The organism is Mesorhizobium sp. WSM4829, from assembly GCF_055811475.1.
In genome coordinates this window covers 42,224-56,532 of sequence record NZ_JBVVQJ010000010.1, presented here as the reverse complement: position 1 = coordinate 56,532, position 14,309 = coordinate 42,224, and the positions used below count along the sequence as shown (strand labels likewise).

15 protein-coding genes are annotated in these 14,309 nt (G+C 62.9%); 8 read left to right on the top strand and 7 right to left on the bottom strand.

Annotation, left to right across the window (positions count from 1 at the left end; all coding sequences use genetic code 11):
- Nucleotides 1-120: 120 nt before the first annotated feature.
- From mltG to fabD, 7 genes are all read right to left on the bottom strand, one after another.
- Nucleotides 121-1,359, bottom strand: a complete 1,239-nt coding sequence (gene mltG / locus AC0L17_RS12240) for an endolytic transglycosylase MltG (RefSeq protein ID WP_473516009.1) — start codon at nt 1,357-1,359, stop codon at nt 121-123.
- A gap of 103 nt (nt 1,360-1,462) precedes the next feature.
- Entirely contained in the window at nt 1,463-2,725 is a 1,263-nt protein-coding gene (gene fabF, locus AC0L17_RS12235) for a beta-ketoacyl-ACP synthase II (RefSeq protein WP_473516008.1), read from the bottom strand.
- Nucleotides 2,726-2,759: 34 nt separating this feature from the next.
- Nucleotides 2,760-2,996 (bottom strand): acyl carrier protein, encoded by a 237-nt coding sequence (locus AC0L17_RS12230; protein WP_006203723.1) that lies wholly within the window; start codon nt 2,994-2,996, stop codon nt 2,760-2,762.
- A 189-nt stretch (nt 2,997-3,185) separates the two neighbouring features.
- Entirely contained in the window at nt 3,186-3,923 is a 738-nt protein-coding gene (gene fabG / locus AC0L17_RS12225) for a 3-oxoacyl-[acyl-carrier-protein] reductase (protein WP_292545697.1), read from the bottom strand.
- A 42-nt stretch (nt 3,924-3,965) separates the two neighbouring features.
- The gene (locus AC0L17_RS12220; protein WP_473516007.1) at nt 3,966-4,232 is read right to left on the bottom strand and encodes a type II toxin-antitoxin system RelE family toxin; all 267 of its coding nucleotides are present in this window, start codon (nt 4,230-4,232) and stop codon (nt 3,966-3,968) included.
- Entirely contained in the window at nt 4,216-4,437 is a 222-nt protein-coding gene (relB, locus tag AC0L17_RS12215) for a type II toxin-antitoxin system RelB family antitoxin (RefSeq protein ID WP_091590868.1), read from the bottom strand. The genes AC0L17_RS12220 and relB overlap by 17 nt, the downstream gene beginning before the upstream one ends.
- A gap of 83 nt (nt 4,438-4,520) precedes the next feature.
- Complete coding sequence (gene fabD, locus AC0L17_RS12210) at nt 4,521-5,462, bottom strand: ACP S-malonyltransferase (RefSeq protein ID WP_473516006.1); 942 nt, start codon at nt 5,460-5,462, stop codon at nt 4,521-4,523.
- 232 nt (nt 5,463-5,694) lie between these two features.
- Between fabD and AC0L17_RS12205 the strand changes: the two genes are divergently transcribed.
- The 8 genes from AC0L17_RS12205 (at nt 5,695) to AC0L17_RS12170 (ending at nt 14,255) form a co-directional block, all read left to right on the top strand.
- Nucleotides 5,695-7,656 carry an LTA synthase family protein gene (locus tag AC0L17_RS12205; RefSeq protein WP_473516005.1) on the top strand — a complete coding sequence of 654 codons (1,962 nt, stop codon included), beginning with the start codon at nt 5,695-5,697 and terminating at the stop codon, nt 7,654-7,656.
- A 298-nt stretch (nt 7,657-7,954) separates the two neighbouring features.
- Nucleotides 7,955-8,446 carry a 30S ribosomal protein S6 gene (gene rpsF, locus AC0L17_RS12200; protein WP_236371601.1) on the top strand — a complete coding sequence of 164 codons (492 nt, stop codon included), beginning with the start codon at nt 7,955-7,957 and terminating at the stop codon, nt 8,444-8,446.
- The gene (gene rpsR, locus AC0L17_RS12195; protein WP_006203718.1) at nt 8,446-8,694 is read left to right on the top strand and encodes a 30S ribosomal protein S18; all 249 of its coding nucleotides are present in this window, start codon (nt 8,446-8,448) and stop codon (nt 8,692-8,694) included. The genes rpsF and rpsR overlap by 1 nt, the downstream gene beginning before the upstream one ends.
- A 331-nt stretch (nt 8,695-9,025) precedes the next feature.
- The gene (gene rplI / locus AC0L17_RS12190; RefSeq protein ID WP_027152677.1) at nt 9,026-9,610 is read left to right on the top strand and encodes a 50S ribosomal protein L9; all 585 of its coding nucleotides are present in this window, start codon (nt 9,026-9,028) and stop codon (nt 9,608-9,610) included.
- 277 nt (nt 9,611-9,887) lie between these two features.
- Nucleotides 9,888-11,177, top strand: coding sequence for a class I SAM-dependent methyltransferase (locus AC0L17_RS12185; RefSeq protein ID WP_473516004.1), 1,290 nt, complete (start codon nt 9,888-9,890; stop codon nt 11,175-11,177).
- An 84-nt stretch (nt 11,178-11,261) separates the two neighbouring features.
- Entirely contained in the window at nt 11,262-11,585 is a 324-nt protein-coding gene (locus AC0L17_RS12180) for a YnfA family protein (protein ID WP_091590534.1), read from the top strand.
- A gap of 3 nt (nt 11,586-11,588) precedes the next feature.
- Nucleotides 11,589-12,557 carry a small ribosomal subunit Rsm22 family protein gene (locus AC0L17_RS12175; RefSeq protein WP_473516003.1) on the top strand — a complete coding sequence of 323 codons (969 nt, stop codon included), beginning with the start codon at nt 11,589-11,591 and terminating at the stop codon, nt 12,555-12,557.
- 207 nt (nt 12,558-12,764) lie between these two features.
- Complete coding sequence (locus AC0L17_RS12170) at nt 12,765-14,255, top strand: replicative DNA helicase (RefSeq protein WP_023800713.1); 1,491 nt, start codon at nt 12,765-12,767, stop codon at nt 14,253-14,255.
- The last annotated feature ends 54 nt before the right edge of the window (nt 14,256-14,309 follow it).

Genomic DNA, 14,309 nt, shown 5'->3' with positions numbered 1-14,309 from the left:
CGGCTTCAAAATCCGGAGCGCCTGTTCGCGTCGAATCGGACGCAGGGCGCTCCTGATGACAAAATCAGCACGTCCCGGCCGTCAGACGAATCGGAGGGACGACTTCACAACCGTCCGGCGCTACTGCGCCGCCGCTCCGGCGTCGCCATCGCCGTCGTCAACCGGCGCGTCGGTCTGACCTTCCACCTTGGCGGCGTCGGCCTTGGCAGCACCGGCCTTGGCGGCTTCATCGGCCAGTTCCTTCTGCAGCGCCCGGTAGCGGGCGACGTTCTCGTTGTGCTCGGCCAGCGTCGCGGCAAAGACGTGACCGCCGGTGCCGTCGGCAACGAAATACAGGTCGTCGGTCTTCGACGGATTGGCGACGGCTTCCAGTGCCGCACGGCCAGGATTGGCGATCGGCGTCGGCGGCAAGCCGTTGATCAGATAAGTGTTGTAGGGCGTCGGCTTCTTGATGTCAGACTGATAAATCGGGCGGTCGGCGGGTTTGCCCTTGCCGCCGAACAGGCCGTAGATAATGGTCGGATCGGACTGCAGCCGCATGCCCTTGGCCAACCGGTTGAGGAAGACGGCCGCGACCCGCGAGCGTTCGTCGCCCTTGCCCGTCTCTTTCTCGACGATCGAAGCCAGGGTGACGAAGTCTTCGACACTGGCCAGAGGCAGATCGGGGGCGCGCCGCTGCCAGACTTCCTCGACAAGCTTCTTCTGGTCCGCCAAAAGCTTTTCGACCATCTGCTGGCGTGTCGCGCCGCGGGTGAAACGCAGCGTGTCGGTAGCAAGGCTGCCCTCGGGTGGAGTGGTCCCCGGCATATCGCCGTCGAGCGCTGCCTGATCGGCGATGCGCTGCAGCGCCTGCTGGACCGTCAGCCCCTCGGGGACGGTCACCGAATACATCACCGACTTGCCGCTCTTCAGCAACTCCATGATGTCGCGCATCGAGGCCTGCGGCTTGATCTCGTATTCGCCGGCCTTCAGGGCGGAATCATTGCCAAAAGCGCGCACGCCAAGGCGGAAGATGCGCGCGTCGCTGATCAGTCCGCGCCGCTCGAGCTGCTCTGCAATCTCCTGGACGCCGGTGTTCGGCTTGACCAGGAAGGTGTCGGCATTGGCCGAAGGGCCGGGCTCGTTGAATTCCTGCTTGCCGAAATACAAGGCAAAGCCAGCCGCCAGAACCATCAGCATCACCAGGGAGATGACGAAGTTCATGAACACCACGAACTGGCTGCGCGAGGCGCGCGAGCGCTTGGGCGGCGGCGTGCCGGCTTCAGGCCGCAATGCCTCGCTGGCCGTTTTCGGCACGATCGGGCCCGACGGTGCGGACCGTTGCCCGAATTGCCCGTTGTCCGCCGAATTTGTGCTCATGGCGCCCTACCGTTTGATCTTTGCAACGAATCCCCTTGGGCACAGTAGGGGCGAATATGGCAAAATTGACGACACGCATAGACCGTGCCGGTCGGCGGACCGGTCAGCCATTGTAGCGCTGGAAGACCAGCGAGGCGTTGGTGCCGCCGAAGCCGAAGGAATTGGACAGCGCCACATCGATTTGGCGGGCGCGCGGCTTGTGCGGCACCAGGTCGATCGCCGATTCGCGCTCCGGGTTGTCGAGATTGATGGTGGCCGGCGCGATGTTGTCGCGAATGGCGAGGATCGAAAAAATCGCCTCGGCGGCGCCCGCCGCCCCCAGAAGGTGGCCTATCGACGACTTGGTCGACGACATCGATATTTTCGACGCGGCGTTGCCGACAAGCCGCTCGACGGCGCCCAGCTCGATCGTGTCGGCCATGGTCGAGGTGCCGTGCGCATTGATGTAGTCGACGTCTGCGGGCGTCAGCTTGGCCCGGTTCAGCGCCGCCACCATGCAACGGAAGGCGCCGTCACCATCTTCGGCCGGCGCGGTGATGTGATAGGCATCGCCGGTCAAGCCGTAACCGGTGACCTCGGCATAGATCTTGGCGCCGCGCGCCTTGGCGTGTTCCAGTTCCTCCAGAATGACGACGCCGGCGCCCTCGCCCATGACGAAGCCGTCGCGGTCGCGGTCATAGGGACGCGAGGCCGTTTCCGGAGCGTCGTTGCGGTCGGTCGACAGCGCCCGGCAAGCGGCGAAGCCGGCGATCGACAGCCGCGTCACCGGCGCTTCCGTGCCGCCTGCGACCATCACGTCGGCATCGCCCCACATGATCAGCCGGGCGGCATCGCCGATGGCATGCGCACCGGTGGAGCAAGCGGTGACGACGGCGTGGTTGGGGCCTTTCAGCCCATGCCGGATCGAAACCTGGCCGGACACGAGATTGATGATCTGGCCGGGGATGAAGAACGGGCTGATGCGGCGCGGACCGCGCTCCTTCAGGATCATCGCGTTCTCGGCGATGCCTTCGATGCCGCCGATGCCGGAGCCGATCAGCACGCCGGTGGCGCACTGCTCTTCATGCGTCTTCGGCGCCCACCCCGAATCCTTCAGCGCCTCGTCGGCGGCCGCGATCCCGTAGAGGATGAAGTCGCCGATCTTGCGCAGTTCCTTCGGCTCGAGAACGGTCTCGGGATTGAAGGTGGCATTCTCACCATTGCCGCGCGGGATGACGTGGGCGACCTTGCAGGCAAGATCCTCCACCTCGAACTCGGTGATGCGCTTGGCTGCGCTGCGGCCGGTCAGAAGTTCCTTCCAGCCATGCTCAAAGCCTACGCCGAACGGCGAAAGCAGCCCAAGGCCCGTGACGACGACACGCCTCATCGCAGGTCCTCCTCGGTGATGACTGCAAATAGCGTCAGGCCGAAGCCTTGTCGATGTACTTCACCGCATCGCCGACAGTCAGGATGGTTTCGGCCGCATCGTCCGGGATTTCGACGCCGAATTCTTCTTCGAACGCCATGACGAGTTCGACCGTGTCGAGACTGTCCGCGCCCAGATCATCGATGAAGCTCGCCTGCTCCGTCACCTTGTCGGCATCGACGCCAAGGTGCTCGATAACGATCTTCTTGACGCGCTCTGCGGTGTCACTCATTTGGGCATCCTCGTCTTTTGTTTGTCTGTCTTCGTTAGCGGGCAGAATGCCGCTAATCAAGCTGAAAGATGGTCCTGTCGGAAACGCAACGGCACCGGACCGGTTTTTGCCCGAACCGCCGGGTTGCGGGCCGCATTACACGAAAATCGGCCGGGCTCCAAGGCGAAAAGGGGTGTTTTCCCGCAACTGTCAAATCATCGCCATGCCGCCATTGACGTGAATGGTCTGGCCGGTGACATAGGCGGCTTCGTTGGAAGCCAGGTAGGCGACGGCGGAGGCGACTTCGGCGCTGGTGCCCATGCGCCGTGTCGGAATCGCCGCCATGATCGCCTCTTTCTGCTTGTCGTTGAGCTTGTCGGTCATCGCCGATTCGATGAAGCCCGGGGCGACGCAGTTGACGGTGATGTTACGCGTGGCGATCTCCTGCGCCAGCGACTTGGAAAAGCCGATCATGCCGGCCTTGGAGGCGCAGTAGTTGGTTTGGCCGGGATTGCCGGTGACGCCAACCACAGAGGTGATGTTGATGATGCGGCCATGCCGGCGCCGCATCATCGGATGGGTGAGTTCGCGGGTCAGCCGGAACACGGCGGTCAGGTTGACCTCGAGCACCGAATCCCAGTCGGCGTCCGCCATGCGCACGAACAGCCCGTCCTTGGTGATGCCGGCATTGTTGACGAGAATGTCGACGCCTTCGAGATCGGCCTCGGCCTTCTGGCCGAGCGCCTTGACCTCGTCGCGATTGGAAAGGTTCGCCGGGAACAGCTTGACCCGGTCGCCGAGCTCGGCCGCCAGCGTTTCCAGCTTCTCGACGCGGGTGCCGTGCAGGCCGACGACAGCGCCCTGCGCATGCAGCACCCTGGCGATCGCCTCGCCGATGCCTCCCGATGCGCCTGTGACGAGCGCCTTGCGGCCGGTCAATTCGAACATGTCTTTGATCCTCTTCCAAATCGGACAGGCCGGCGAATGTGGCTACCTGTAGAGATCACTGCGGTGGCCTATTGTAACCACCAGAATGACGAGCCGCTTGTCCTGCACATCGCAGATAATTCGATAATCCCCAACCCGGTACCTCCAAAAAGTCGCTAACGGTCCCTTCAGCGGCTTGCCGGCTTCACGCGGATTGTCGAGGGCGGCAATACGGTTCTCGATGAAGTCGCGGAGCCGGTGACGTGTCTGCGGATCCAGTTTTTCAATAAATTTGCGCGCCGAGCGGGCATATTCAAGCGTCCAGGCCACGCCAGAAGTCCTCGGCTGTCATGACGTCCTCCTCGCCACTTCTGATCCGCTCCAGCACTTCGGCCGCGAGGTAATAGTCTTCCACGTCCTCAAGACCGCGCTCGATGAGCTCGCGCAGATAATAAGCTTTACTGCGGCCAGTCCTGGCCGCGAGAAAATCCAGACGCTCTTCGATTTCGGGGGCAAGTCGGATTGATGTCGGCATTCCGATCTCCTGTGAATACATGTATTCACATATCCCGACAAGGCTAAGAATTCAAGCGCCCGCATCAGCCGGACGCGCATGGTTCAATCGAGCGCCGCCAGCGCCGCCTCGACATCGGCCGGCGTGCCGACCGCGCCGGTGGCGATGTCGCGGTTGATGCGCCGCGCCAGTCCCGACAGCACCTTGCCGGCACCCACCTCGTACAGCGTCGCAATGCCGTTGGCGCCAAACCATTCCACCGTTTCGCGCCAGCGCACGCGCCCCGTCACCTGTTCGACCAGGCGGTGGGCGATTGCATCCGGATCGCTGGACGGCGTGACCGACACGTTGGAAACCACGGGTACGAACGGCACGTTCTTCGTCACGCCGGCCAGCGCCTCGCGCATGACCTCGGCCGCCGGTGCCATCAGCGCCGAATGGAAGGGCGCCGAGACCTGCAGCATCAGCACCCGCTTGGCGCCCTTTTCCGTGCACAGCTTCGCCGCCTGCTCGACCGCCGCCCTGGCGCCGGAGATCACCAGCTGGCCACCGCCATTGTCGTTGGCGATCTGGCAAATCGACTCTTTGGCCGCTTCAGCGCAGGCGGCTTCGACATCGGCCTGTTCCAGCCCGATGATCGCCGCCATGGCGCCCTCGCCGGCCGGCACGGCCGCCTGCATGGCATTGCCGCGGATACGCAAGAGCCGGGCGGCATCGGCGACCGAAACGAAACCGGCGGCGGCAAGAGCCGAATATTCGCCGAGCGAATGGCCGGCGACATAAGCGACCTTGTGTTTCAGCGAGAGGCCGCGCGATTCCAGCGCCCGGATGGCGGCGAGCGACACAGCCATCAGCGCCGGCTGGGCATTGGCGGTCAGCGTCAGCCTCTCTTCCGGCCCTTCCCAGATCAGCTTCGACAGGTTTTCGCCGAGCGCGTCGTCGACCTCTTCGAAGATCTTCCGCGATTCCGGAAAGGCGTCGGCGAGGTCCTTGCCCATGCCGACAGCCTGGCTGCCCTGTCCCGGAAAGGTGAATGCGACGGCCATGCGTGCCTCCCAAGCGGCTGATTTTTCCTGCCTGTGACGCAAGGCGGGCTGACAAGTCAAGTCCGCTAGCAGCCCGACCCGGGCCGCTCCGGCTCGGTATCGCTGGCCGAGTACCTGTTCCAAAAGGCTTTTTTTCGATCACTCATGATGAAAATCGCTCACGATTCGTTTGCTGGCTCTTCTTATTTCAGCCACAGACGCTAGCTTTTCGTGACATATCGATGACAGCTGAATGACACTTTTTGTGTATGGTCGGGGGAATTGTAAGGTGGCAAGGATCAAGAAAGGCGTTGGCAAATCCGCGCCGCAGTTTCTGGAAGGCGATCCGGCCACCGGCTATCTGCCAGGCCGGAAATGGCCTGTTATCCGCTATGGCCTCGTCAGCCTTCTCGTCGCCACCATCCTGGTTTTTGCCATCGAACTGATCGTGCGCGGCGACTTTGCCGGCACCGTCGGCTTCTTCCTGCAGCCCTTCAAGCCGGGCTGGACCACCATCATCATCTTCGCGCTGATCCTGATCGGCCTCGATGCCGTGCTCGGCCGCAGCCACCAGAGCCTGATGATCGTCGCGCCGCTGACGCTGGCGCTGGCCTTTGTCGGCCACCAGAAATCGCTCTATCTCGGCGATCCGCTCTATCCGACCGATTTCCTCTATTCACGTCAGATCGTGGCGCTGATGCCGCTGCTGGTGCGCGAACGTCCGGGAACCGCCATCGCTCTGGCGGTCGGCATCGTCGGCAGCCTCTCGCTGCTCGTTTATGGCTGGCGGCTGTGGCGCCGCCGCGTACCGGCGCTCGGTCGCAAGGGGCGCCTGGCCCGGCTGACGCTGACCGTGCCGCTGCTCGCCTTCTTCGTGTCGATCATGGATTACGCGACGTTCTCGTGGACCCGCGACCGGCTGCAAATCATCCCGATCATGTGGGACCAGAAGGAAAATTACGCCTCCAACGGCTTCGCACTGGCCTTCGCCCTCAACGTGCCGATGGCCCATGTCCCGGCGCCTGCCGGCTACTCCGACAAGGCGATCGCGGCGATCGAAAGATCTGATGTGAAGGCATCGGTGCCGGCCGAGAAGCCAGACATCATCATCGTCATGAGCGAATCCTTCTGGGATCCGACCGAACTGCCCGGCGTCACCATCACGCCCGATCCGATTCCCAACGTGCGGGCGCTGCGCTCCGGCCACGTGTTCTCGCCCGAATTCGGCGGCATGACCGCCAATGTCGAGTTCGAGGCGCTGACCGGCTTTTCCAACGCCTTCCTGCCGGCCGGCAGCATCCCCTACCAGCAATATGTCCGCGCGCCGGTGCCGTCGATGGCGACGTTCCTGAAGAGCCAGGGCTATGAGACGCGCGCCATCCATCCGGGCACAAGCTGGTTCTGGAACCGAACGCCGGTCTATGCGGATTTCGGCTTCGACGACTTCAAGTCCGAAGAAAACATGCCATATCTCGAAAAGCGCGGGCCGCTGACGTCGGACGCGGCGATGACCGACGAGATCATCCGCGAAGCCGACGCCACGGACGATCCGTTCTTCTACTTCGCCGTCAGCCTGCAAAACCACGGACCCTATGAACCGAATCGCTATTACAATCCGACCCACAAGGTGCAGGCTCCGACCAGCCAGTGGGCAAAGGATTCGCTGCTGAGCTTCACGGAAGGCGCATCCGACGCCGACAAGAGCCTCGAGCGCCTCATCGAATGGGCGAAGAACCGGCGGCGACCGACGGTCATCGCCTTCTTCGGCGACCATTTGCCGCCGCTCGGTCCGGTCTATGTCGAGACCGGCTTCCTCAGGGATAACGTCGCGCCACGCAAGGAGCCGCCCGACCAGATGCTGCTGCATCACAAGACGCCGCTGGTGGTATGGTCCAATCGCACCGGGCCGGCCGCGGACATGGGTGCGGTAAGCCCGGCTTTCCTGCCCTACCATATTCTGACCACGGCCGGGATCAGCCACCCCTATTACACCGGCTTCCTCGGCCAGATGCGCGAGCGCTACAGCGTCGTCGACCGCAATTTGTTATTGACGCCGATGGGCGAGGACACGCCCGACTGGGCGCGCAAGAAGCAAATCGACCCGGCGATTCGCGATTTCCGCCTGCTGCAATACGACATGATGTTCGGCAAGCGCCGTGCAGCGCCCGATTTCTTCCCGGAAACGGTGAACAAGCGGGTCCCGCATACAAGCTGAAGATGCCGCGACATGTCGTCCTGAGCGCGGCGGTTTTTCGGCTCGCCCTTGTCTTGCGGCCAAATTCCTGTATAGACGCCCGCAATCTGCCGGTCCTTGCTGGGGGCTGAACGGAGGGCCGGAGGTTTTTCGAACCTTCGTGTGGAGCCAGAAGCGCTTCCGCCTCCCGTGTCTCCGCTCTCGACCGTCTCGTCATGCTCCTTTCTTCCCCGCCCCGCCAGGGATCGCCGGGTCAGAGAAGTTGCAGAGGCTTTTGCCGCCGGGACCGGGAGAGAAACGAAGAAAGGCAAAGAACAATATGGCTCTTTACGAACATGTGTTTCTTGCCCGGCAGGACCTCTCGCAGCAGCAGGTCGATGCGCTTGTCGAACAGTACAAGGGCGTCATCTCCGCGAATGGCGGGTCCGTCGGCCGGGTCGAGAACTGGGGACTGAAGTCCCTCACCTACCGGGTCAACAAGAACCGGAAGGCGTACTATACGCTGATGGACATCACCTGCCCGCCGGCCGCGCTCAACGAGATGGAGCGCCAGATGGGCCTGTCCGAGGATGTGCTGCGTTTCCTCACCATCAAGGTCGATGCGCATGAGGAAGGCCCGTCGGCAATGATGCAGAAGCGCGAAGAGCGCTCGGAACGCGGCGGCTTCGGCGATCGTGACCGTGGCCCGCGCTCGTTCGGCGACCGCGATCGCGGCGACCGTGGCGATCGCCCGCCGCGCAGCTTCGGTGGCGATGGTGCAGACCGTGGCCCGCGCCGTCCGCGCGAAGCTGTTGAAGGGGGAGCAGAATAATGGTCGACATCAACCAGATCCCGACCCGGCGCCCGTTTCACCGCCGCCGCAAGACTTGCCCGTTCTCCGGCGCCAACGCGCCCAAGATCGACTACAAGGACGTGCGTCTTCTGCAGCGCTATATTTCCGAGCGCGGCAAGATCGTGCCGTCGCGCATCACCGCCGTCAGCCAGAAGAAGCAGCGCGAACTCGCCAAGGCGATCAAGCGCGCCCGCTTCCTCGGCCTGCTGCCCTACGTGGTTCGCTAACACTGATCAGGTGACCATGATCTTATCCGAAAACCGGTTTCCACTTTTCGAGATCATGGACAAACTGACTAGTAGACCATGATCTTTTCCGAAAACCGGTTTCCACTTTTCGGGATCATGGTCTAGCCAGCGGGCGGTTCGCCGCCCGCTTTTCCCACGGCGACGGGCGCCGCAGGGTTGCCATCAAATCCCGGGTTGAGGTGAAGACCTCTAACTGCCGCGACAGGCAGGACAGCGACATCGGCGGCGACGCCCTCAGCTTCCTGACCTGTTCCAGACAAATTCGGCGTCGATGCCAGTGATTTGGCGCCCCAAACGAAGGAACAAAACCATGGAAGTCATTCTTCTCGAACGCGTTTCCCGCCTCGGCCAGATGGGCGATACCGTCAAGGTCAAGGATGGATTCGCCCGCAACTTCCTGCTGCCGCAGGGCAAGGCGCTACGCGCCAACGAAGCCAACAAGAAGAAATTCGAAGGCCAGCGCGCCCAGCTCGAAGCCCGCAACCTCGAGCGCAAGTCCGAGGCGATGCAGATTTCGGAGAAGCTGGACGGCAAGAGCTTCATCGCCGTGCGTTCGGCCGGCGAAACCGGCCAGCTCTACGGCTCGGTGTCGACCCGCGACATCGCCGAGTTGCTGACGGCGGAAGGTTTCTCGGTCAACCGCAACCAGATCCTGCTCAACCAGCCGATCAAGACCATCGGCCTGACCAATGTGGCGATCGCGCTGCATCCGGAAGTCGAGGTCACCATCACGCTCAACATCGCCCGCACGGCCGACGAAGCCGAGCGCCAGGCCAAGGGCGAGACGCTGACCACAGCCGAAGCCATCTATGGCGACGACATCAACGACAATGCGCGCCCGGACAACTTCTTCGATCCCAATGCCGAGTTCGAAGGCGGCGAAGACAACGGCTGATTGCACGTCACAAGGCGTCAGAGCGGCGCTTTAAAACGTTTCGTCGGCTTCCAGTCATTTCTGGACCAACGCCCGGGCGCCTCGCCCGGGCTTTTTTGTGCCAAACGGAACTTTTCGACCCCCTATATCTTGATGCAGACTATAGCGCCGCGCGTCGTTTGGACGCGCAAAGGACGCTGCAGGACTTTGGTTCGGCGCATGATCCTTTCCGAAATCGATTTCGATTGTCGGGTCATGCGCCGAGACAGCCTGTTTGACCGAGAGGGGACATTTGTTCATGAATATTCTGCTGAAACGCATTCTCGACCGCCTGGTGCGTACCGGCAATCTCAAGGTCACCGGACCGAAAGGCCTCTCCGTGACTTTCGGTGACGGCAGCGGCGATCTGGTGCACATGCACATCAAGACCACGCATGCCGAGCGCGCCATCAGCTTCGATCCGATGCTGGCGGTGCCGGAAGCCTATATGGACGGTGAGCTCGACATACTCGAGGGCGGCGTGCTGGGGGTGATGCGCATCGCCTTCCAGAACATGGACAGCGGCGGCATCGATGCCACCTGGTCGAAGGCGATAGAAGGCCTGCGTCACGCTTTCCGCCGCCTGCAGCAGATCAACACGGCGGCGCGCGCGCGCCGCAACGTGCAGCGCCACTATGATCTGTCAGGCGAGCTCTACAGGCTCTTCCTCGACGACGACATGCAGTATTCCTGCGCCTATTTCGAGCAGCCGGACATGACGCTCGACGAGGCGCAGGCAGCCAAGAAGCGCCATATTGCCGCCAAGCTCAGGCTGAAGGCCGGCCAGACGGTGCTCGACATCGGCTCCGGCTGGGGTGGGCTCGGTCTCTATCTCGCCAAGTCCTTCGACGTCGACGTGCAAGGTGTGACGTTGTCGACAGAGCAGCATGGCGTCGCCACCGACCGCGCCCATGCGCAAGGCCTGGAGAACCGCGTGCATTTCGAAGTGAGGGATTACCGCGAGCTCAACGAGCGCTTCGACCGCGTCGTCTCGGTCGGCATGTTCGAGCATGTCGGCGTCAACCACTACCGCACCTTCTTCGACAAATCGGCGACGCTCTTGAAGCCGGACGGCGTCATGCTGCTGCACACGATCGGCCGCTCCGGCGCGCCGTGGGCAACCAGCGCCTTCATCCGCAAATACATTTTCCCGGGCGGCTATGTCCCCTCGCTCTCGGAAGTGATGCCGGCGATCGAAAAGTCGGGCCTCATCGTCACCGACATCGAAGTCCTGCGGCTACACTATGCCGAGACGCTGAGACATTGGAGCCAGCGCTTTGCCGCCAACCGCGACAAGGCCAAGGCGATCTATGACGAACGGTTTTGCCGCATGTGGGAGTTCTATCTGGCAGCCTCGGAAGCCGCTTTCCGCTGGCAGGATCTGGTGGTCTTCCAAATCCAGATCGCCAAGAAGAACGACACGCTGCCGATGTCTCGTGACTATATGGCCAAATGCGAGAAGGCGTTGCAGCTGCGCGACATGGGGCATCGTCCAAAAGCCCCTGCCGCCAAGCCCGCCCGGCGCCGCAAGGTGGCGGATATGGAATAGACCGCCGGCGATCACGCCATTGCCGCTTGCCATTGGCGGCCCACACGCTGAAAAAGGTCTCGCCGTCGCCGCGAGACTTTTTTCATGACCTATCTCATCTACATCGTTGCTGCCCTTGCCGAGATTGCCGGCTGCTTTTCGATCTGGGCGTGGTGGCGGCTGGAAAAGTCGCCGCTGTGGCTGGCGCCAGGCCTGGTCTCGCTCGCTTTGTTCGGCTTCCTGCTGGCGCTGGTAGACATCAGTGCTGCGGGCCGCGCCTATGCCGCCTATGGCGGCATCTACATCGCCGCCTCGCTCGGATGGCTGTGGCTGGTGGAAGGCGTGCGCCCCGACCGCTGGGACCTTGCCGGTTCCGCGCTCTGCATCGTTGGCGCCTCCGTCATCCTGCTCGCACCTCGGGGTGCCTGAGCTATGGAACTGCCTATCCCGCTTCGACAGGGCGTTGAGCGCCTCCTCGAAAAAGTGCCGCTGCCGACGCTGAAACAAGCGGCAAAAACGCTGTCGGACCGCTATCGCGCCGAACTGCGCGACGGCCGCCTGCATATGGCCGAGGAGATCGCGGTCAAGGCCTATCTGGCGACGCGGCTGCCGGCGACCTATGCCGCTGTCCGTGCCAGTCTCGATGCGGTCAGCGAGGCAAGGCCCGATCATGCACCCAAAACCCTGCTCGACGTCGGCGCCGGCCCCGGGACCGTGCTGTGGGCTGCGCTCGATCTCTGGCCCAACCTTGAGCAAGCGGTGCTGATCGAGGCGAGCGCGGCGGTGCGCCGGGTCGGCGCGGCGCTTGCCGCTGAAGCGATGACGGCCAGGGTCGCCTGGCTGGCTGGCGATGTCAGCCTCGATCTCGCCGATCTCAAGCCGGCCGAGCTGGTCACCTGCGCCTATGTGCTGGACGAGATCGTACCAGCGTCGCTGCCAAAACTGATCGACCGGCTCTGGCACCTGACCGACGACACGCTGCTGGTCGTCGAGCCGGGCACGCCGGCCGGATGGCAGCGCATCCTTGCCGTGCGCCGGCAGCTGATCGAGGCGGGTGCGCACGTGCTTGCGCCTTGCCCGCATAAGTCACCCTGCCCGCTCGCGCCGCCCGACTGGTGCCATTTTTCGCGCCGTGTCGCGCGTTCGCGCCTGCACCGGCTGGCCAAGGACGCCGACGTGCCATGGGAGGACGAGAAATTCATCTATGTCGCTGCCTCCCGCCACGCTGCTGCCCCGCCGCAGGCGCGTGTGATCGCACCGCCGAAATCGGGCTCAGGCAAGGTCCTGCTGAAACTTTGCGAGAAGGACGGCAGCGCCGACGAGAAACTGTTCACCAAACGCGACGGCGATGTGTTCAAGGCCGCGCGGCGGCTCGACTGGGGCGACGCACTGCCGGAGTGATTGGCAGCTATTTTCCTGTTTTGTTCTCGCCCGAGAACGGCTAGGCTCGCCGTCTTGATTCGAGTCAATCGAGATTCTTTCCACCGAAAAATCTTGGCTGTGAATCGCGGGCACCGAAGCTGATTGAATGAAGACTGATGCAGATAAGTCATCACCGACCTATCCCGTTACTGATATCGAGAGACCGGCATCGAAATCGGGGACGTAATGGCAGAGGCAGCACGAAAATTCGGCGTGGCGGAAACACCGCTCTATCGCGAGGCACCGAACAACATCGAAGCCGAGCAGGCGCTGCTCGGCGCCATCCTCGTCAACAACGACGCCTTCTACCGCGTGTCGGATTTCCTGAAATCCGGCCATTTTTACGAGCCGCTGCACAGAAAGATCTTTGAGGTCGCCGCCGAGCTCATTCGTATGGGCAAGATAGCGACGCCGATCACGCTGAAGACCTTTCTGCCGGCCGACGAGAGGGTCGGCGACATGACGGTTGCGCAATATGTGGTACGGCTGGCCGTCGAGGCGGTCACCGTCGTCAATGCCGCCGACTACGGCCGCGCCATCTATGATCTCGCCACGCGACGCGCACTGATCACCGTCGGCGAAGACATGGTCAACATCGCCTACGACGCGCCGGTCGACATGTCGCCATCCGAGCAGATCGAGGATGCCGAGCGGCGCCTGTTCGAACTGGCCGAGACCGGCCGCTACGATGGCGGCTTCGAGAGCTTCACCGACGCGGTCAAGACCGCCGTCGACATGGCCAACGCCGCCTATATGCGCGACGGGCACCTGTCGGGCGTCGCCACGGGCCTGCGCGATCTCGACCGCCGCATGGGCGGCCTGCAGCCGTCCGATCTGATCATCATCGCCGGCCGCCCGGGCATGGGCAAGACCTCGCTTGCCACCAACATGGCCTTCAACATCGCCGAAGCCTATGTGCCGGCACAACAGGCCGACGGTTCGTTCAAGGCGGCAAATGGCGGCGTCGTCGGCTTCTTCTCGCTCGAAATGTCGTCGGAACAGCTCGCCACCCGCATCATTTCCGAACAGACCGAAATCCCGTCGTCGAAAATCCGCCGCGGCGAGATCAGCGAAATGGATTTCGAAAAGCTGGTCGCCTGTTCGCAGACCATGCAGAAGATCCCGCTGTTCATCGACCAGACCGGCGGCATCTCGATCGCCCAGCTGTCGGCGCGGGCGCGGCGGCTGAAGCGCCAGCGCGGCCTCGACGTCATCGTCATCGACTATATCCAGCTGATGCAAGGGTCGAGCGCCAAATCCTCGCAGAACCGCGTGCAGGAGATCACCGAGATCACCACCGGCCTGAAGGCGCTGGCCAAGGAGCTTGCCGTGCCGATCATCGCGCTGTCGCAGCTGTCGCGTCAGGTCGAAAGCCGCGACGACAAGCGCCCGCAGCTCTCGGATTTGCGCGAATCGGGTTCGATCGAGCAGGATGCCGACGTGGTGATGTTCGTCTACCGCGAGGAATACTACCTGAAGAACCGCGAGCCGAAGCCGGGCACCGACGAATACATCAAATGGGAACACGAGATGAACGAGATGCGCGGCAAGGCCGAGGTCATCGTCGCCAAGCAGCGCCATGGACCGACCGGCTCGGTCAGCCTCGCCTTCCAGGGCGAGTTCACCCGCTTCTCCGACCTCGCCGAGGAGCATCATATTGCGGAGAGGTTTGAGTAGCTTTTGACTTACCGCCGTGCTCCGTCACACCCCCCTCTGGCCTGCCGGCCATCT